The organism is Stenotrophomonas sp. STEN013 (genome assembly GCF_056760355.1).
On sequence record NZ_JBRREO010000013.1, the window covers coordinates 14,700 to 33,475 of the forward strand.

14 protein-coding genes are annotated in these 18,776 nt (G+C 65.8%); 7 read left to right on the plus strand and 7 right to left on the minus strand.

Going from position 1 to position 18,776, the window contains the following annotated elements:
* The first annotated feature begins 147 nt into the window (after positions 1 to 147).
* Together ACVOMH_RS15325 and ACVOMH_RS15330 are read left to right on the plus strand one after the other, a co-directional pair.
* Positions 148 to 2,640: a DEAD/DEAH box helicase gene (locus ACVOMH_RS15325; protein WP_481552528.1), complete on the plus strand. Its 2,493-nt coding sequence runs from the start codon at positions 148 to 150 to the stop codon at positions 2,638 to 2,640.
* Positions 2,637 to 3,887, plus strand: a complete 1,251-nt coding sequence (locus tag ACVOMH_RS15330; RefSeq protein ID WP_481552529.1) for a ribonuclease H-like domain-containing protein — start codon at positions 2,637 to 2,639, stop codon at positions 3,885 to 3,887. The genes ACVOMH_RS15325 and ACVOMH_RS15330 overlap by 4 nt, the downstream gene beginning before the upstream one ends.
* 75 nt (positions 3,888 to 3,962) lie before the next feature.
* Here the strand turns inward: ACVOMH_RS15330 and ACVOMH_RS15335 are convergent, their stop codons facing one another.
* The 7 genes from ACVOMH_RS15335 to ACVOMH_RS15365 form a co-directional block, all read right to left on the minus strand.
* Entirely contained in the window at positions 3,963 to 4,193 is a 231-nt protein-coding gene (locus ACVOMH_RS15335) for a hypothetical protein (protein WP_145974287.1), read from the minus strand.
* Positions 4,190 to 4,843, minus strand: a complete 654-nt coding sequence (locus ACVOMH_RS15340) for a hypothetical protein (protein ID WP_054658834.1) — start codon at positions 4,841 to 4,843, stop codon at positions 4,190 to 4,192. Before ACVOMH_RS15340 ends, ACVOMH_RS15335 begins: the two co-directional genes overlap by 4 nt.
* Positions 4,844 to 5,059: 216 nt before the next feature.
* Positions 5,060 to 6,397 carry an XVIPCD domain-containing protein gene (locus ACVOMH_RS15345; protein ID WP_481552530.1) on the minus strand — a complete coding sequence of 446 codons (1,338 nt, stop codon included), beginning with the start codon at positions 6,395 to 6,397 and terminating at the stop codon, positions 5,060 to 5,062.
* A 6-nt stretch (positions 6,398 to 6,403) separates the two neighbouring features.
* The gene (locus tag ACVOMH_RS15350; RefSeq protein WP_481524196.1) at positions 6,404 to 7,069 is read right to left on the minus strand and encodes a hypothetical protein; all 666 of its coding nucleotides are present in this window, start codon (positions 7,067 to 7,069) and stop codon (positions 6,404 to 6,406) included.
* 194 nt (positions 7,070 to 7,263) lie between these two features.
* On the minus strand, positions 7,264 to 9,027 hold the full coding sequence (locus ACVOMH_RS15355) for a M56 family metallopeptidase (RefSeq protein WP_481524197.1): 1,764 nt from the start codon (positions 9,025 to 9,027) through the stop codon (positions 7,264 to 7,266).
* Positions 9,028 to 9,030: 3 nt separating this feature from the next.
* Complete coding sequence (locus ACVOMH_RS15360; RefSeq protein ID WP_054660920.1) at positions 9,031 to 9,417, minus strand: BlaI/MecI/CopY family transcriptional regulator; 387 nt, start codon at positions 9,415 to 9,417, stop codon at positions 9,031 to 9,033.
* A gap of 97 nt (positions 9,418 to 9,514) precedes the next feature.
* Positions 9,515 to 10,630 (minus strand): saccharopine dehydrogenase family protein, encoded by a 1,116-nt coding sequence (locus ACVOMH_RS15365; protein ID WP_481552531.1) that lies wholly within the window; start codon positions 10,628 to 10,630, stop codon positions 9,515 to 9,517.
* A 228-nt stretch (positions 10,631 to 10,858) separates the two neighbouring features.
* Here ACVOMH_RS15365 and ACVOMH_RS15370 point away from each other — a divergent pair, with 228 nt between their 5' ends.
* The 5 genes from ACVOMH_RS15370 to ACVOMH_RS15390 all read left to right on the plus strand — a co-directional run bounded on the left by ACVOMH_RS15370 (position 10,859) and on the right by ACVOMH_RS15390 (position 18,732).
* Positions 10,859 to 11,179 (plus strand): hypothetical protein, encoded by a 321-nt coding sequence (locus ACVOMH_RS15370; protein WP_481552532.1) that lies wholly within the window; start codon positions 10,859 to 10,861, stop codon positions 11,177 to 11,179.
* 80 nt (positions 11,180 to 11,259) lie between these two features.
* Positions 11,260 to 11,640: an I78 family peptidase inhibitor gene (locus ACVOMH_RS15375; RefSeq protein WP_481552533.1), complete on the plus strand. Its 381-nt coding sequence runs from the start codon at positions 11,260 to 11,262 to the stop codon at positions 11,638 to 11,640.
* A 174-nt stretch (positions 11,641 to 11,814) separates the two neighbouring features.
* Entirely contained in the window at positions 11,815 to 16,269 is a 4,455-nt protein-coding gene (gene gltB / locus ACVOMH_RS15380; protein ID WP_481552534.1) for a glutamate synthase large subunit, read from the plus strand.
* Between the two features lie 96 nt (positions 16,270 to 16,365).
* On the plus strand, positions 16,366 to 17,811 hold the full coding sequence (locus ACVOMH_RS15385) for an FAD-dependent oxidoreductase (protein WP_481552535.1): 1,446 nt from the start codon (positions 16,366 to 16,368) through the stop codon (positions 17,809 to 17,811).
* A 45-nt stretch (positions 17,812 to 17,856) separates the two neighbouring features.
* Positions 17,857 to 18,732, plus strand: a complete 876-nt coding sequence (locus ACVOMH_RS15390) for a methylglyoxal synthase (protein WP_481552536.1) — start codon at positions 17,857 to 17,859, stop codon at positions 18,730 to 18,732.
* The last annotated feature ends 44 nt before the right edge of the window (positions 18,733 to 18,776 follow it).

An 18,776-nucleotide genomic window follows, 5' to 3' on the forward strand; every position in this document is an offset into this window, starting at 1 on the left:
GTTCCGCCGAGCGCGCAGGATACGGCGGCGCGGCTTCAGATTTTGTTGGTGGATGCCCAGCCCTGTTCAGCCTGGAAAACAAATCCGTCTCACACGCTGAGATCGGGGTGTGTTTCCATGCCGCTCCTTTGACCGGCAGTTGCGTGCATGGCGTTCTCCCTCGCTCCCCGCACCGAAGCCAGCGAACGGGCGCTGGCAACCACCGATGGCCTGCCTTCGCGTGACGGCTCGCTGCTGGGCCAGCGCCTGGCCCGGCGCTACAAGGACCGGGTGACCGGCAGCTTCACCCTTCCCGGCCGCGAAGGCAGTTACGCGCCAATTCCCGATGACGTGCCGGAGGCGCTGAAAGCCGCCTTGAAGGCGCGCGGCATCGAGCAGCTGTACTCGCACCAGGCGCAGGCCTGGGACGCCACCCAGCGCGGCGAGCATGTTGCCATCGTCACCCCGACCGCCTCTGGCAAATCGCTGTGCTACACGCTGCCGGTGGTAAGCGCGGCGATGCAGGGCAATGCCAAGGCCTTGTACCTGTTCCCGACCAAGGCGCTGGCGCAGGACCAGGTGGCCGAGCTGCTGGAGCTCAACCGGGCCGGCGATCTTGGGGTCAAGGCCTTCACCTTCGACGGTGATACGCCCGGCGATGCGCGGCAGGCGATCCGTTTGCATGGCGATATCGTGGTCAGCAACCCGGACATGCTGCACCAGGCGATCCTGCCGCATCACACCAAGTGGGCGCAGTTCTTCGAGAACCTGCGCTATGTGGTGATCGACGAGATCCACACCTATCGCGGTGTGTTCGGCAGCCATGTCACCAATGTGCTGCGCCGGCTCAAGCGCATCTGCGCGTTCTACGGCGTGCAACCGCAGTTCATCCTGTGCTCGGCCACCATCGGCAACCCGCATGCGCATGCCGAGGCGCTGGTGGAAGAGAAGGTGCATGCGATCACCGAGTCCGGCGCGCCGAGCGGACCCAAGCACGTGCTGCTGTGGAACCCGCCGGTGATCAACCCGGACCTTGGCCTGCGTGCCTCCGCCCGCTCGCAAGCCAATCGCATTGCACGCATCGCGATCAAGAGCGGCTTGAAGACGCTGGTGTTCGCACAGACGCGCTTGATGGTGGAAGTGCTGACCAAGTATCTGAAAGACATCTTCGATCACGACCCGCGCAAACCGGCGCGTATCCGCGCCTATCGCGGCGGCTATCTGCCGACCGAACGGCGCGAGGTGGAACGGGCGATGCGCGCCGGCGATATCGACGGCATCGTCAGCACCTCGGCGCTGGAACTGGGCGTGGATATCGGCGCGCTGGATGTGGTGATCCTCAACGGCTACCCGGGCAGCGTCGCCGCCACCTGGCAGCGCTTCGGCCGCGCCGGTCGGCGTCAGCAGGCGGCGCTGGGCGTGATGGTGGCCAGCAGCCAGCCGCTGGACCAGTACGTGGTGCGACATCCGGATTTCTTCGCCAATGCCACGCCCGAACACGCACGCATCTCGCCGGACCAGCCGCTGATCCTGTTCGACCACATCCGCTGTGCCGCGTTCGAGTTGCCGTTCCTGGCCGGTGAACCGTTCGGGCCGATCGACCCGCTGGTGTTCCTGCAGGCACTGGCCGAGACCGAAGTGGTGCACCAGGAAGGCGACCGCTGGGAGTGGATCGCCGACAGCTACCCCGCCAACGCGGTGAGCCTGCGCGCGGTGGCCGATGGCAACTTCGTGGTGGTGGACCGCAGCGACGGCAAGCAGCAGATCATCGCCGAGGTGGACTATTCCGCCGCCGCGCTGACCCTGTATGAAGGCGCGATCCACATGGTGCAGAGCACGCCCTACCAGGTGGAGCGGCTGGACTGGGACGGGCGCAAGGCCTACGTGACCCGCACGCACGTGGACTACTACACCGACAGCATCGACTTCACCAAGCTCAAGGTGCTGGACCGCTTCGACGGCAACAGCGCCGGTCGCGGCGATTCGCACCATGGCGAGGTGCATGTCGTGCGGCGCGTGGCCGGCTACAAGAAGATCCGCTACTACACGCACGAGAACATCGGCTACGGCCCGGTCAACCTGCCCGACCAGGAACTGCATACCACCGCGGTGTGGTGGCAGTTGCCGCAGGCGACCTTGCTGCGCAGCTTCGCGCAGAAGCAGGACGCGCTGGATGGTTTCCTCGGCGCGGCCTATGCGCTGCACATCGTCGCCACGGTGGCGGTGATGGCCGATGCGCGCGACCTGCAGAAGGCGGTGGGCAGCGGCGATGGCGCCTGGTTTGCAATCGCCGACCAGACCGGCCGCGGGCAGCTGCGTGGCAACGACGCCGGCGAGACCACGGTGGAACTGATGCAGAGTTTCGTGCCGACGGTGTACCTGTACGACAACTTCCCCGGCGGCGTGGGCCTGAGCGAGCCGCTGTGGCAGCGTCAGGACGAGCTGGTACAGCGCGCGTTGGAACTGGTCGAGCGTTGCGACTGCAGCGCCGGCTGCCCGGCCTGTGTCGGTCCGGTGCTGGCCGCGCAGGAGGACAACAACGACGTCACGCCGCGTTCGCTGGCGCTGCGGGTACTGGCGCTGCTGTCGGCCGAGCGCTGCGATCAGGTGCCCGCCGTGATGGTCGATGACGTGGACGAGGCGCTCGACCTGCTGCCATGAGCATCAGCCTGGACAAGCTCAAAGCGCTGCGGAAACAGGCCGGGCATGTGGACAAGGCAGCGCTTGCGCCGTCTTCCGCATTGGTGGTGGATGCAGCGACGTCACCCGCTTCCGCTTTTTCAGCGACGACAAGGGACGCGCGAGGTTCTTCGCAACCAGACAGCGATGGGACGATTGCAGACGCGGCGACGGTAGCGACGTCGCCGACATCGACCGCGGAAAACGCCACCGCCTCCCCCATCGCAGATGTCGCCACACCGCCATTGCCCGCGCACGGCGATACGGCAGCGCGCGCGCAACAACATCCACCGGCGCCGCGCGAAACCTCGGTGTTCGGCTGGGTCGAGCAGATCCAGCACAAAGCGGTCGCGGCACCGCGTGCGCCTGCCGCAACTTCCACGCGGCCAGCTGTGCGCCGGCCGCAGGATGGCGACGTGTTGCGGCGCCTGCTCGCCACCCGCAAGCGGGCTGCCGGCGCTCCGTTGCGCGCCGAACCTGCGGGCCCCGTTGATCGCGAATTGCCCGGCAGCGAGATCGCGCCCGGCCTGCATCTGATCGAAGCCTTTCTGCCCCAGCCAATTCCCGCGCAGCCGCTGTCGCTGGCTTTCAGCAAGCGCCCCGATGAGGCGGTGGCCCCGCACGATCTGCTGTTCTTCGATACCGAAACCACCGGTCTGGCCGGCGGCACCGGCACCCGCGCCTTCATGGTCGGCGTCGCCGACTGGCATCGTGATGCCGCGCGTGGTGAAGGCCTGCGTGTGCGCCAGCTGCTGATGGCCACGATGGCCGCCGAGAGCGCGATGCTGGAGCTGTTCGCCAGCTGGCTGGCGCCGTCCACCGTGCTGTCCAGCTACAACGGCCGCTGCTACGACGCGCCGCTGCTGAAGACGCGCTACCGGCTGGCACGGCGTGGCGATCCCATTTCGGCGTTGGACCATGTGGACCTGCTGTTCCCGACCCGCCGCCGTTATCGCGGCACCTGGGAGAACTGCAGGCTGGGCACCATCGAACGGCAGCTGCTGCAGATCGCCCGCGAGGATGACCTGCCCGGCTCCGAAGCCCCGGCGGCGTGGCTGGGCTATCTGCGCGGCGGCAGCGCCCGCAACCTGCGCCGTGTCGGTGAGCACAACCATCAGGATGTGGTGACGCTGGCGCAGCTGTTCCTGCGGCTGGTCGAGGAGCAGCGCAACGACGAAAGTCGGCATGAACTGGAAGCTGCCGGATCATCTGCCGCAGCGGTGTCTTGAGGACGTACTCCGTTGCCCGCATCGCTTCTTACCGTTACCTCTCGTTGCTCGCGGGAATCGTATCGGGAGCGGTGCTCACTCCTCGATAAGTGACTTGTCGCAGGCCGTACAGCTATGGATGACAACCAGCTGGCCCGTCACCTCGTCCTGATAGTCGGCTACCTGATATCCAGCCGGGTTATTGAAGTGGTTGATCGCGTGGAACCCATGTCCATCGATCTTGATCGTCTCATCATCGCCACGGCTGCGTGGGTCAACGTAGCTGTCGACGGCAATTACGGCCATCGCATCCGTTGAGGGACTCATGGCTTCCTCAGGACTGACATCTCCACGGAAAACAGATCTTCAGCTTTCCAGCGTTCATGAAAAGGGGTTCCCGGCCGCATACCCGGCACACCCACGCCATCCATATCATTTCGACCGTATTGCCTACGGGGGAAATAGACGTCAACAGCGCTTTCCGTTTCAATCTCGCCACCATCGACACCACCAATGAAACGCGTCGAAGTACTGCCGCCATCTGGATTTAGATCTATTCGCGCCTCGACAAAGCCGACGCGACATGGACCAAGACCAAAGTAATCGTGGTCCTCGAACAGGTCGGTATAGATCACACCGCGATAGGTATCGGCATCGACCTGTTGCAGTTCGAACGGCACGTTCTCCTTGATCCGCATCCGCGTACCGGCCATGCCCCCCAGATCCGGCAGACACGGGTCGGCCAGTTTCGTCTCGTACTGCATGAAGCCTTTGATCGAGGCGAATGGACCCGGCGCGTCTTTCAGCGTCACCGTCAGTTCGTACGCGGTGGGAGTGGGGTTGCGCTTGAGTTCGGGCTGCGGCGGCGCTCTATGCCTCACATCCGCGTAGGCACCTGAGGTGAAAGAGCCAACGCCGCATGCCGTAAACACACTGCTCAGCAGCAGCGCCCCAAGGATGCGAAGTATCGATTTCATCAGTCCTCCATGACGGGCACGTTGATCCAAACGGGACGAAAGCAGAACGCCTTTGCGGAATCGGAACCAGACGCTTTCGACATCGGCATCCGAAAAGTCGGGGGGGTGCAGGTGTTCCTGTGGACTACACCGTTGAGACGCACCGCCGGACAGCGATAGAGGCGATGAAATAGTGAATCGGCGCGCACCCGCCGTGCTATCGGCAAGCGCGCGCCCTCACATCGAAAGACGGGGTGCGCCCTGTTCCTGTTGTTGCATCTGTTGCGAAGGCGAAGCGGCCTGCCGCTTTTCAAAGAGCGCAGCACGCTCAAAAGACTGCTCCACGGCAGTGGCCACGGCTTCGGATGAAATCACCTGCACGCGCAGGTGCGCCGGGTCATTCAACGCGCCCTGGACAACAAACAGGTTGGGACCTGCGACAGGGGCAGCGCCTCCCGGGCTCATCAGCACATGGTCGGCACGGGTGATGCCACCGGCCTTGGCCTCCGCGAACAGTCGCGCACTGGCGCGATCTGTCGCTGCGTCCGGGACCCGGTCAAGAATGGCATCCACCGCCCTCATGCCCTGCTGGATTTGCACGTAGAGCCCGTGATCCGGGTGTGCAGGATCGCGGGCATCAACGGATGCAGGCAATGCACAGCCGGTCTGTCGCAATGCCGCGGGCTGTTCCTGCATGTCACGTCCGGCGAACACGTTGCGGGCCCGGTCAACGACACCGTCGACAACGTTCCGTGGCAGCGCCAGTGTGTTGTGGAGCGTGGCCACGTCCGCGCGGTACTTATCGATCATCGGCTTGTACTGTTCGTAGCGGGCGGCATTCTCAGCACCGGTGATCGAGCCGCCGATACCGAGATCATTGTCCGCGAGGAAGTTGCGGCTGTAGTGCGTCTCGACGCCAACGCCAGCCACTACGGCCAGCGGATTGCGTAGATCAGTGAAACGACGGTCATCGTTGGCGTACCCAGCCAACTCCAATGCTTGAATATCCTTCTGTGCGGCGTAAACACGGACTTCGCCGACATGCCGACTCGCAGCGCTCACAAAGTCGGTCGCACGCACATGGTTGATGATCTGGCTGCCCCCTTCATGCAGGTCGGCGGTCAGACCTGCAGCACCATAGGCGTTGAAGGTCTCACCGCGCAGGCCATAGCGGTAAGCGGTGATCTGCGCCAGCGTTCCACCAAGAGAATGACCAACAACTGAGAGTGGCATTGCTCCACAGGCTTCAGCATTGTTCTTCGCATATTCCAACGCGAACTCTGTTGCGTTCATCGCAGCTTTGGCCTGGCTGTTCGCTCCAAACATCACCATTCCACCGTCGGCGATAAGACCATCCTTGACCAGTTGCTTGTCGAACTCGGTGCCGCGGTGGGCAAGGATCAGCTCACCGGTCTGCAGGCTTTCATACAGAACTCCCTGATAGCCGGATTCATCATCGAAGCGCCTGACAACCTTGATCCTGTGTCCATCAAGATCAAACCATTCTTCTTCTTGACGCGGCTTCGCCGCCTCATACACATCTACGGCCAACCTGGAATTGATGGTCGTGTCCATGCCCGGTCAGTTCCGCTTATGGGCAACAAGCTCGATGCCGAAGAGGTCTTTCCCATCCACTCTGGCGCGCATCTGGGTTCCTTCCCGGAATGAAGGAACAGATGCGCCACCGAACGTCCCTGCGGGATACTGACGCTTCAGAAATCCCGAATGCATGGGAGTCTGCTTCTGGATTTCATCCAGCGACAGGTATTCAACAAATGCGCTTTCGGTCGTCGCTCCGGTTGGCCGCAACTCCACCCTTGCTGCTACAAGGCCCACATGGCAGCTCCCCAGACCAAAGTAATCGTGGTCCTCGAACAGATCGGTATAGATCACACCACGATAGGTATCGACATCGACCTGTTGCAGTTCGAACGGCACGTTTTCCTTGATCCGCATCCGCGTACCGGCCATGCCCCCCAGATCCGGCAGACAGGGATCGGCCAGTTTCGTCTCGTACTGCATGAAGCCTTTGATCGAGGCGAATGGCCCCGGCGCGTCTTTCAAAGTCACCGTGATTTCGTACGGGGTGGGCGTGGGGTTGCGCTTGAGTTCGGGCTGCGGCGGCGCCCTGTGTTTTACATCCGCGTAAGGATTGGATGCGATCGGGTCAGACATCGAACGTGCTCCGCATGCGGTGCCGATACCGGCCAGGAACAGTGCCATAACGGATAGAGAAATCGGCTTCATCGGTCCTCCATGACACGTAAGTGGAGCCGATTGTGCCGCAGATGGAATTCGGCGAGTTCACAGCACGCCGGCACAAACGACTGTTGCCGAAGACTCGCAGACCAGACACCCCTTTACCGTGACCCGCTTCCACTTTTGCCGAAAACAGAAGGGCCGCGCAGCAATGTTGCGCGGCCCGGGGCATGATCGGCCGGTCAGCCGCTGACCGGTTTGGCCAGGCCCTCGCGGATGACGTGCTGGATCAACTGCTCGGCCTCGCGCTCGGCGCGGGCACTGGCTGCGGCCTGCTGCTTGCCCAGTGCAGCCTGTCGCGTGCCCAGCGCCGCCTGCTGTCGGGCAAGACGTTGCATTTCCTCACGCAGCGCCGGGGTGTCTAGCTCGGCACGGGCCTGCTCGGCCTTGCGACGGGCCGCTTCGACGGCGCTGCGTATGGCCTCGGTGCTGTCATCGCTGCGTAGCGCCAGCTGGGCATGTTGCGCGGCCAGGGCACCGATACGCGCGCCGATTTCGCCCATGCGTGCACCGATTTCCCCTTGCCGCTCGCCCAGCTTGCCTTGCTGTTCACCCAGCTGGCCCTGTGCCTCACCCAGGCGCGCGGTCTCCGCATACAGCTGCTGGAAGCGTGTCAGCGTGGCGGCGTCACGGACCACGTACTGCTTGCCGTCGCGGCGCAGCCAGAGCACGCCGTTGCCGTCGTCCAGCTGCTGTGCGTGGCGTAGATCCGCGACCGAACCATTCATCACGTTGTAGTCCCCCTTCAGCAGTACATAGCCATCACTGCGGGGTTGGCTGGAGAGATGGAGCACGCCCTGCGTCTTCACTGGTGCCGCGGGAGGAGCGGACGGCATCGTCGGTGCCGCCGGCATCGCCGGCGCGGGCAGGGCTTTGGGCATGGCCGGCATGACAGGCGCGGGGGGGGCAGGTGGCGCAGCAGGGGGAGCGGGCGGCGGGGGAGGTGCGGGCGGAGCCGGCATCGCCACCAGCCGCAGCGGTGCCACGCCGACCAGCGCGACGACGGCAAGAATCAGCACCGCGCCGGCGCGCGGGAAAGATGGGGTGTCCTGCAACATGAGCAATCTCCGCTTCAGACTGAGGAAGCTGGGCGAGGCACTGGCCAATCCAGCGCCGGGACGTGGAGCGACGCCCAATTGCAGCAGCAGGCGTCCGTAGTGGTGGCGGCAGTGGCGATTCCCGGCAACCACGGCGGCGTCCACCGCCGCTTCGCGGGCAATGCCGTATTCGCGGGCGGCCAGGTGGACCAGCGGGTGGAAGAAGAACAGGTGCTGGGCCAGTGCCGGCACCAGGCCCAGCCACAGGTCGCGGCGTTGCAGGTGGACCAGCTCGTGGGTCAGCGCCATGTCCAGCTGGTCATCGTCCATGCGCTGCAGGCCACGTGCCGGCAGCAGCAGGACCGGATGCCACGGCCCGATCAGCTGCGGCGAATCGATGGCCGTGCTGAGCATCAGACGCGGTGCGCGGCGCAGGCCATGGGCAGCGGCGGCGAGTTGCAAGGCGGCACCGAGCTTGTGGTCGCGGCACGGCTGGGCATGACGCAGCAGCGCACGGCTGCCGCGCCAGGCAGTGAACGTGCGCCATACCATCACCGCAACGCCGCCCCCCCACAACGCCATCAGCACCAGCGACCACGACCAGCCGCTGTCCACCGGCAGGGGCTTCATCACGATCAGCGGCGTGGCTGCAACCGTCGGAGCGGCGGCCTGCGCCTGCTGCACCACCGTCACCATTTCTATTGCAGGCAGTACCGGCAGTTCCAGCGGTGCGACCCAGAACACGCCGACCACCGCCTGCAGCGCCACCAGCCACCACAGCGCGCACTGGGTGCTGGCCGGCAGCCGCCGCACGCAGCGGCACAGCAGCCACACCAGGCCCGCCAACAGGGCGGTCTGCACGCTGGTGGCCAGCAAGCGGCTGCCCAACAGTTCGAAGGTGGAATCCATGATTCAGTCCTCCCGGCGCTGCGACTGCAGCTTGCTGACCAGCGCTTCCAGTTCGGCCAGTTCGTGGTCGCTGACCTCGGCTTTCTGCGACATCCATGCCACGAACGGCGAGATCGATCCCTGCAGGGTCTTCTCGACAAAGCTGCCGACCGCACCGCTGACCACGTCCTGCTGCCCGGTGGTGGTGGTGTAGCGGTATACACCGGCGTCGTGCTCACGCTGCAGGTATCCCTTGGTGCGCAGGCGCTCCATCATCGTCAGCACGGTGGAACGGGCCAGCCCGCGGGCCTCCCCAAAGCAGGCCGCCACCTCGCCGACGCTGGCCGGTTCGTTCTCTCCGATGTACTGCAGCAGGGCCAGTTCCTGGTCCCCGATGGTCTTGCGGCGCATGGCCGTCTCCGTGACTACATGTGTCGTCACGGTAGGCCTGACTACAACTGTCGTCAATAGCCCGGTCGGCACCCTGACCCCTGTCGGGCTGAATGCTTCAGCTGACGGCGCTGTCGATCCGCCAGCGCGCGAACTCGCGCTCGAACTCGGCCAGGCTCAGCCTGCCCATACAGGCATGGGCGCCAATCGGCAGCCCTTCGCCGCGGGCGAAGCGGCGCGCCAGCAGCACCGCGGCGAAGGTGGGAATCTCCGGGCCGTGCAGCATCGGCGCGGTCAGGTCCCAATGGACGGTGTGCTGCAAACCACCGCGTTGGCCGCGCAGGGTGATGCGCATACCGCCAAGGTCCGTGCCGAAACGGTCGAACCAGCGTCCGGCGCGCGCGAACACCCCGGCCAGCGCTTCCATCGGCAACGGCAGGCCGTGACTGCGCAGCCACGCCAGCGCGGCCAGACAGCGCGACAGCAACGGCAGTTCCAGCGCGGCACGAAAACGCACCGTCGCCACGCCCGGATAGCGCTGCACCAGCAAGGTGTGGTCGGGCACATCGCAGGGCGAGGCCAGACGCGGGCCGATGCGCGCAAAGCGCACCGGCTGCGGCTTGGCCCACCCGATACGGGTCTGCCAGCGCCCATCGATCCAGCAGTCGAACGGCCTGCCGCAATAGGACAACACCGCGCGCACCGTGGCGATGCCCAGCGGCGTGGCCTGCGCCGGCGCGATCACCATGTCGATGCTGTGCAGCTGTTCGAACTGCGGCGCCAACGCATCCACCACCGCACTGGACAGCGCCGGCAACGTGCTGGCGCCAGTGATCGCGCAGCACTGCATCCGCTGCGCAAGCGCGTCCAGTTGCCCGGGAAAGCCGGCGACAAACTCACGGCCATCAGCCAGATCGATGTAGTGCATGCCGGCCCGCAGGCAGGCCTGCGCCACGTCGTAGCCCTGCCCCTGGAACGGCCCGGCGGTGTGGATGACCAGGTCCGCGCGCGTGCCGGCAAGCGTCGCTGCAAAATCCGCAGCCGCAGTATCCAATCGGCACAGCTCGATGTTCGCCAGATCCACTCCTGGCAGACGGGCGGCAGCCTGCGCCGGATTGCGACCTGCGGCGATCACCGTGATACCCGGCGTGATCGCAAGGGAGCGCACGATGCGTGCTCCGAAGTGGCCATAGCCGCCCAGTACCAGTACCCGGCAGCGTTCCTGCGCTGACATCGCCATCTCCGGAAGTGAAGGCCCGATTATCGGCAGCGCAGCAGGCCTTTGTCAGGTGACCGCCAACCGGCGCGTCCGCATGCCTGCGTTCGAGTCGCGAATGCCCCGCATCGCCGGCCTGCGTGCGCGCCCGGTGAGCCATCTGCGGAACAGCACCGCCGGGCTTTTCATCAACCGCTTACGCCAGCGGCGGCAGGCTGTAGGCAACTGCCACACCCGGAGTCGAACATGTCCCGCATCCTTGTTGTCGTCGGCATCAGTGCGATTGCGCTCAGCGCCTGCAGCAGCACCCCGGTCGCGTCGGTGGAACCGATCGACGGGGTGATTTCCGGGCAATGCCACACCGATAGCGTGCGCGGCGCAGTGGGCCTGGCGGCGGCACCGGGAACGGTGGAACGCGCACGCGTGGACAGCGACAGCCTGGGCGTCAGCGTGGTCCGCGGGCAGCGCGGGCGCAATGACGCCAACGTGGGTGCCAGCGCTGGCGGTGACCATCTGACCATCGAGATCGGCCCCACCAACAACATCACCGCGCTGCGCTGCGGATGACCCGCCGTTTTGCAGCGCGACAGTACACATCCGAACGCAGGCGATATGCTGGGGACGTCCAACAACGTTCTGGAGTTCCGATGCAGTTTCCGTCCACGACGCGCCGCTCCGCCGCGCTGATTGCCGCCACTTTCTCGCTCGTGTTGCTGGGCGCGTGCTCGGGCCCGGCCGCGGAAGAGCAGGACCAGGCGCTGGACCAGGCCCAACAGGCCGCCGCCGCCGCTGCCACCGCCGAAGCCGCCACGCCACCGCCGGTGGGCAGCTGCGATGCCAGCCAGGTGCAGGGGCTGGTCGGCCAGACCTGGTCGGAGGCGATGCAGGCCCAGGCCAAGGACGATGCCGGCGCCAGCGAGGTCCGCGTGCTCAAGCCCAACCAGCCGGTCACGATGGAGTTCATCGGCGAGCGCCTGAACATCGAGATCGATGAAAAAGGCCTGGTCAGCGGCGTGCGTTGCGGCTGAATGGAAACCCGCCAAAGCCTTGTCCCACAAGGCTTTGGTTGCGTCCGCAACGATGTATTGCGGCACTGCAGCATCTGTGATCTAGTCGATGCCATCCGGTGGCCTCAAGGTGCGCTCCAGGGATTGAGCGCGAGGCGAGTGTCGCCGCTCACCTGACATCGTCAAGAGGCACACATGGCAGTCCGAACCCCGCAAGGGCTTTACGACCCGCAAGACGAACGCGACGCCTGTGGCTTCGGCATGGTCGCCCAGCTCGATGACCAGCCCTCGCGCCTGCTGGTGGATACCGCCATCGCCGCCCTGTCGCGCATGACCCACCGCGGTGGCGTCGCCGCTGACGGGCTCACCGGTGACGGCTGCGGCCTGCTGCTGCGCAAACCCACCGTGTTCCTGCGCCAGCTGGCCGAAGAAGCCGGCATCGCGCTGGGGCCCAATTTCGCCGCCGGCGTGGTGTTCCTGCCGCACGACGCCGATGCCGCACAGCGCTGCCGTGACGAACTCGATGCCCAGCTGCGCCGCGCCGGCTGCCATCCGCGCGGTTGGCGTGAGGTGCCCACCGATGACAGCGTTTGTGGCCAGCTGGCGCGCGACACGCTGCCGAAGATCGAGCAGGTGTTCGTCGATGCCGACATCGAGCAGAGTGCCGAACAGTTCGCGCTGGCGCTGTTCATGGCCCGCCGTCGCAGCGAACAGGCGCTGCGCGATGTCGCCGACTATTACGTCACCACCCTCAGCGCCGAAGCCATCAGCTACAAGGGCATGGTGCTGCCGGACAAGCTGAGCACCTTCTACCCGGACCTGCAGCGCCATGAACTGGCCTCCAGCGTGGTGGTGTTCCACCAGCGCTTTTCCACCAACACCCTGCCACGCTGGCCGCTGGCCCATCCGTTCCGCCTGCTCGCCCACAACGGCGAGATCAACACCATCGAAGGCAACCGCCGCTGGGCGCAGGCGCGCAGCAAGGTGTGGAAGACGCCGAAGTTCGACATCGCCGAGCTCGACCCGGTGATCTCGATGCACGGCTCCGATTCGCAGAGCATGGACAACATGCTCGAGCTGATGGTGGCCGGCGGCATGGAGCTGATCCAGGCGCTGCGCATCCTGGTACCGCCGGCAACCCAGTCGCTGGAATTCAAGGATGCCGATCTGGCCGCGTTCTACGAGTTCTATGGCTTGAACAGCGAACCGTGGGATGGCCCGGCCGGCATCGTCGCCTGCGATGGCCGCTATGCCGCCTGCACGCTGGACCGCAACGGTCTGCGCCCGGCGCGCTGGCTGCTGACCTCCGACCGCCACTTCCTGGTCGCCTCCGAAGCCGGCGTCTGGGAAGTGCCCACCGAGCGCGTGGTGCGCAAGGGCAAGCTCGGTCCGGGCCAGATGATGGCCATCGATCTCAAGCGTGGCGACCTGCTCGATTCGGACGCCATCGACCGCATCAACCGTGCACGTGCGCCGTACAAGCAATGGCTGCACCAGGGCGTGACCTACCTGCAGACCGAGCTGATCGATCCGTCGCTGGCCGAGGAGCCGTTCGACGAGGCCACGCTGCGCAGCTACCACAAGCTGTTCCAGCTCACGACCGAGGAACTGGAACAGGTGCTGCGGCCGCTGGCCGAAACCGGCCAGGAAGCCACCGGCTCGATGGGCGATGACACGCCGATCGCCGTGCTCAGCCGCCACACCCGTCCGCTGTACGACTACTTCCGCCAGGCTTTCGCGCAGGTCACCAACCCGCCGATCGATCCGCTGCGCGAAGAGTGCGCGATGTCGCTGACCACCCAGCTCGGCAAGGAAACCAACATCTTCCACGCCGGTGCGGAGACGGTGAACCACGTCATCCTCAACTCGCCGGTGCTGAGCCAGCGCAAGCTGCGCCAGTTGCTGAAGATGGAGCAGTACGTCGCGCGCAACCGCCTGATCGACCTGTCCTACAGCGTCGAGGAAGGGCTGAAGGCCGGCATCGAGCGCATCTGCGCGCAGTGCGAACAGGCCGCGCGCGAAGGCGCGGTGATGCTGCTGCTGTCCGACCGCTACCCGGTCGCCGACCGGCCGATGGTGCATGCACTGCTGGCCACCAGCGCCGTGCATCACCATCTCTCGAAGGTCGGGCTGCGCTGCGACGTCAACCTGATCATCGAGACCGGCACCGCCCGCGATGCACACCACATGGCCTGTCTGCTGGGCTTTGGTGCGACCGCGGTATATCCGTATCTGGCCTACCAGACCCTGTTCGATCTGGGCCGGCGCGGCATCCTGCAGTTGAAGAAGGGCGGTGAGGTCTCGCAGATCGGCCGCAGCTACCGCAAGGGCATCTACAAGGGCCTGAGCAAGATCATCTCCAAGATGGGCATCTGCACCATTGCCAGCTATCGCGGCGCGCAGCTGTTCGAGATCGTCGGCCTGGACCCGGACGTGGTTGAACTGTGCTTCCCGGATACCGCCGCGCGCATCGGCGGCGTCGGCCTGGCGCGCCTGGATACCGAAGCCCGCGAGCTGATGGCGCGTGCCTGGAATGATCTGGCCGAGCCGGAAGTCGGCGGCCTGCTCAAGTACGTGCACGGCGGCGAATACCACATGTACAACCCGGACGTGGTGATGACGCTGCAGCGCGCTTCGCGTACCGGCGATGCCGCCGACTGGCGCAAGTACATGGACGCGGTGCATTCGCGCCCGACCTCGGCGCTGCGCGATCTGCTGCAGCTCAAGCCGGCGGCAACGCCGGTGCCATTGGACGAGGTGGAACCGGTCGAAGCGCTGTTCAAGCGTTTCGATACCGCTGCCATTTCGCTGGGCGCGTTGTCGCCGGAAGCGCATGAAGCGCTGGCGATTGCGATGAACCGCCTCGGCGGCCGCTCCAACTCCGGCGAAGGCGGCGAAGATCCCGCCCGCTACGGCACCGGGAAGCGTTCCAAGATCAAGCAGGTGGCCTCCGGCCGCTTCGGCGTCACCGCCGAATACCTGGTCAATGCCGAAGTGCTGCAGATCAAGGTGGCGCAGGGCGCCAAGCCCGGCGAAGGCGGCCAGCTGCCGGGCCACAAGGTCAACGAGCTGATCGCGCGCCTGCGCTATGCCAAGCCCGGCATCGGCCTGATCTCGCCGCCGCCGCACCATGACATCTATTCCATCGAGGACCTGGCACAGCTGATCTACGACCTGAAGCAGGTCAATCCGCAGGCGCTGATCTCGGTGAAGCTGGTATCGCATGCCGGCGTCGGCACCATTGCTGCCGGCGTGGTGAAAGCCGGCGCCGATCTGATCACCGTGTCCGGCCATGACGGCGGCACCGGTGCCTCACCGGTCAGCTCGATCCGCTATGCCGGCGTACCGTGGGAACTGGGCGTGGCCGAGTCGCACCAGGCACTGGTGGCCAACGACCTGCGCAGCCGCACCCTGCTGCAGACCGACGGCGGCCTGAAGACCGGCCTGGATGTGGTCAAGGCCGCACTGCTGGGCGCCGACAGCTTCGGTTTCGGCACCGGGCCGATGATCGTGCTGGGCTGCAAGTATCTGCGCATCTGCCATCTCAACAACTGCGCCACCGGTGTGGCCACCCAGGACGAGCGTCTGCGTGCGGGCTACTTCACCGGCCTGCCGGAGCGCGTGGAGAACTTCTTCCGTCTGCTGGCCGAGGAAGTGCGGCAGTGGCTGTCCTACCTGGGCGCGCGTTCGCTGGATGAGATCGTCGGCCGCACCGATCTGCTGCAACAGCTGGACGTGTCGCCGCGCGAAGGCGTCAAGGTCGATCTGTCGCGCCTGCTCACGCCTGCCCACTACGAGGGCGCGCATTGCGCCGCACAGCGCCTGTACCAGTCGCCGGACAGCCTGGCCACGCAGATGGACGACCTGCTGGCCGATGCCATCGCCCACAAGCGTGGCGGTGAGCACCGCTTCCTGATCCACAACACCGACCGCTCGGTGGGCACGCGCCTGTCCGGCACCATCGCCCGCGCATATGGCAACCACGGCATGAGCGAAGCGCCGTTGAACCTGCGCTTCCGCGGCACCGCCGGACAGAGCTTCGGCGCGTTCAATGTCGGCGGCCTGAACCTGGAAGTGGAAGGCGAAGCCAACGACTACGTGGGCAAGGGCATGGCCGGCGGCCGCCTGGTGGTACGCCCACCGCGCGGCGCCCGCTTCGAGGCGCGCAACACCGCCATCATCGGCAACACCTGCCTCTATGGCGCCACCGGTGGCGAGCTGTTTGCCGCAGGCCGCGCAGGCGAACGCTTCGGCGTGCGCAACTCCGGCGCGCTGGCGGTGATTGAAGGCGCCGGCGACCACTGCTGCGAATACATGACCGACGGCGTGGTGGTGGTGCTGGGCAAGGTCGGCCTGAACTTCGGCGCCGGCTTCACCGGTGGCTTGGCGTATGTGCTCGACGTCGACCGTGACTTCGTCGACCGCTACAACCATGAGCTGATCGACATCCACCGCATTTCGGCCGAAGGCTTCGAGAACTACCGGCAACACCTGCACACCCTGATCGGCCGTCACCGCGAGTTGACCGGCAGCATCTGGGCGCAGCAGATCCTCGACGAGTTCCGCGACTACGTCGGCAAGTTCTGGCTGGTCAAACCCAAGGCCGCCAGCATCGAGTCGCTGGCCGAGTCGCTGCGCCGCGCAGCCTGATCTGGCGTCGGTGCGGACACGCCCCGCATCGACACATCCAACCGTTGTGCCTTAGCCAATGCTTCCCGCAGGCGGGAAGCTCGCCCGGAATCTTCCATGAGCCGCAAGCAAGCCTTCCAGTTCCTCGATCTGCCCCGCACCATGCCGCAGCGCATTCCGGTGGAGTTGCGCACGTCCGGCGATTGGGGCGAGCTCTACGGCAAGTTCGACAAGAGCGATGCGCAATACCAGGCCGGTCGTTGCCTGGATTGCGGCAATCCCTACTGCAGCTGGAAGTGCCCTGTGCACAACGCCATCCCGCAGTGGCTGCAGCTGGTGCAGGAGGATCGCATCCACGAAGCGGCAACGCTCTGTCATTCAACCAACCCACTGCCGGAGGTCTGTGGTCGGGTCTGTCCGCAGGACCGCCTATGCGAAGGCAGCTGCACGCTGGAGGAATTCGGCGCGGTCACCATCGGTGCGGTCGAGAAATACATCGTCGATACCGCGCTGGCCACCGGCTGGAAGCCCGATCTGCACGCGGTCGAGTGCACCGGCAAGCGCGTGGCGGTTGTCGGTGCCGGCCCGGCGGGGCTGGCCTGCGCCGATCGCCTGGCACGGGCGGGCGTGCAGGCGGTGGTGTTCGACCGTTACGAGAAGATTGGGGGCCTGCTGCAGTTCGGCATCCCCAGCTTCAAGCTGGACAAGAGCGTGATCGACCGCCGCCGCGAGATCCTCGACGGCATGGGCGTGCAGTTCCGCCTGGGCGTGGAGATCGGCCGTGACATCAGCATCGAGCAGCTGCAGGCCGACTACGACGCGGTGTTCCTCGGCACCGGTGCCTACCGTTACACCGACGGCGGCCTGATCGGCCAGGATCTCAAGGGCGTGCTGCCGGCGTTGCCGTTCCTGGTGCACAACAGCCGCATCGTCAGTGGCGATGATCCGCAGGGACGGCCGATCGCCGGCTGGGAAGACCAGATCGCCCTGCCCGACCTCAACGGCAAGCGCGTGGTGGTACTCGGCGGCGGTGACACCGGTATGGACTGCGTGCGCAGCGCGATCCGCCTGGGCGCGGCCAAAGTGACCTGCGCGTATCGCCGTGATGAAGCCAGCATGCCGGGCTCAGCACGCGAGGTGGCCAACGCCCGCGAAGAGGGCGTGCGCTTTCTGTTCAACCGCCAACCGTTGGCGATCGAGGCCGGTGCCGACGACGAAGTGATCGGCGTGACGGTGGTCGAAACCGGGCTGGGCGCACCCGATGCCAACGGCCGCCGCAACGCGGTGCCCATCGAAGGCAGCGAGTCGCTGCTGGAAGCGGATGTGGTGATCATCGCCTTCGGCTTCTCGCCGACGCTGCCGGAGTGGCTGGCAGCCCAAGGCGTACAGGCCAGCAGCAACGGCCGCATCATCGCCGGCGGCAGCTCCCTGCTGCCCTACCAGACCCACAACCCCCGGCTGTTCGCCGGCGGGGATGCGGTGCGGGGTGCCGACCTGGTGGTGACGGCCGTTGCTGAAGGCCGGGACGCAGCGCAGAGCATCATCACCCTGCTGCAACGCTGACACACGCTCTACACTCAGCGCTCCCCATCCGGAGACGTCCCCGCAATGCGTATCGGTCTGGCGGCCAACCGCCTGCATCATGACGGGGCCGATTCGGCCCTGTTCCGTTGGCTGCGCGCGTGCGAAAACGGCATCCGCGAGCTCGGCGTGGAGCTGCACGCGGTTGGTCGCACCTATGACGCCATCGCCAGCACCCGGCCGCTGGAGAACTATCCCGCCCTCAAGCGCTACCCTTACGGCCGCGAGGGCGGACTGATGAAACTGGTGGCCGAAGTCGTCGGCATGGGCACACCGGAACGGACTTTGGACGGCGCCATCTACCTGATCGACCCGGTCGACCCGTCCTCGGTATTCCCCGAAGCCATCGCCTTGAAACGCCAGTGCGTGATCCACGGCAAGCCTTTCATCTCCACCGTGGCCACTGCGCGGGACTGGATCGAGATGGAGCGGATGCATGCGGGCTTTTCCGTCGATCCCGGCGCGGACGATCTGTATGACTTTGCCAATCAGACGCTGGCCCTGATCGCCCATGACGCGCGCAAGCCGCAGATGCTGGACTTCGCCGCCGAACATTTCGAGGTGCTCTCGCAATTCGCCCAGCGCATCGGCACCGGCACCACCGGCCAACGTTTGAACGAGCTGGCCTGGAGCCGCGGCTGGCCGCGTGACCAGGAGTGGATCCAGCGCTTCCAGAGCGGGCCGCTGGGTGGCGACGCGCAGATCGCCGACCGGGTGTTGGAGCACCGCTGCCAGCGTGCGATTTTCTTCGAGGATCCGCACGTGGCGCGTCAGCACGAGGCCGACATCCAGCTGCTGGAGCGTGCGGTGACGACGGTGACGGACGAGGCGGTGTGCATCACCGCCCCGGGTATTGCTTCTCGCTGGGCGCATGCGGTGCGGATGCGGCAGCGGGCGCGCTGAACGCCATTTTCTGGCGGCGTTCCCCCAAGCCCGGCCGCTGCCGG

Bases quoted from the DNA above. Each gene is read 5' to 3' on its own strand.
- ACVOMH_RS15365 (WP_481552531.1), bottom strand. From the start codon at position 10,630: ATGTCAGCGCAGGAACGCTGCCGGGTACTGGTACTGGGCGGCTATGGC.
- ACVOMH_RS15325 (WP_481552528.1), top strand. From the start codon at position 148: ATGGCGTTCTCCCTCGCTCCCCGCACCGAAGCCAGCGAACGGGCGCTG.
- ACVOMH_RS15330 (WP_481552529.1), top strand. From the start codon at position 2,637: ATGAGCATCAGCCTGGACAAGCTCAAAGCGCTGCGGAAACAGGCCGGG.
- ACVOMH_RS15385 (WP_481552535.1), top strand. From the start codon at position 16,366: ATGAGCCGCAAGCAAGCCTTCCAGTTCCTCGATCTGCCCCGCACCATG.
- ACVOMH_RS15370 (WP_481552532.1), top strand. From the start codon at position 10,859: ATGTCCCGCATCCTTGTTGTCGTCGGCATCAGTGCGATTGCGCTCAGC.
- ACVOMH_RS15340 (WP_054658834.1), bottom strand. From the start codon at position 4,843: ATGAAATCGATACTTCGCATCCTTGGGGCGCTGCTGCTGAGCAGTGTG.
- ACVOMH_RS15350 (WP_481524196.1), bottom strand. From the start codon at position 7,069: ATGAAGCCGATTTCTCTATCCGTTATGGCACTGTTCCTGGCCGGTATC.
- ACVOMH_RS15345 (WP_481552530.1), bottom strand. From the start codon at position 6,397: ATGGACACGACCATCAATTCCAGGTTGGCCGTAGATGTGTATGAGGCG.
- gltB (WP_481552534.1), top strand. From the start codon at position 11,815: ATGGCAGTCCGAACCCCGCAAGGGCTTTACGACCCGCAAGACGAACGC.
- ACVOMH_RS15355 (WP_481524197.1), bottom strand. From the start codon at position 9,027: ATGGATTCCACCTTCGAACTGTTGGGCAGCCGCTTGCTGGCCACCAGC.
- ACVOMH_RS15390 (WP_481552536.1), top strand. From the start codon at position 17,857: ATGCGTATCGGTCTGGCGGCCAACCGCCTGCATCATGACGGGGCCGAT.
- ACVOMH_RS15360 (WP_054660920.1), bottom strand. From the start codon at position 9,417: ATGCGCCGCAAGACCATCGGGGACCAGGAACTGGCCCTGCTGCAGTAC.
- ACVOMH_RS15375 (WP_481552533.1), top strand. From the start codon at position 11,260: ATGCAGTTTCCGTCCACGACGCGCCGCTCCGCCGCGCTGATTGCCGCC.
- ACVOMH_RS15335 (WP_145974287.1), bottom strand. From the start codon at position 4,193: ATGAGTCCCTCAACGGATGCGATGGCCGTAATTGCCGTCGACAGCTAC.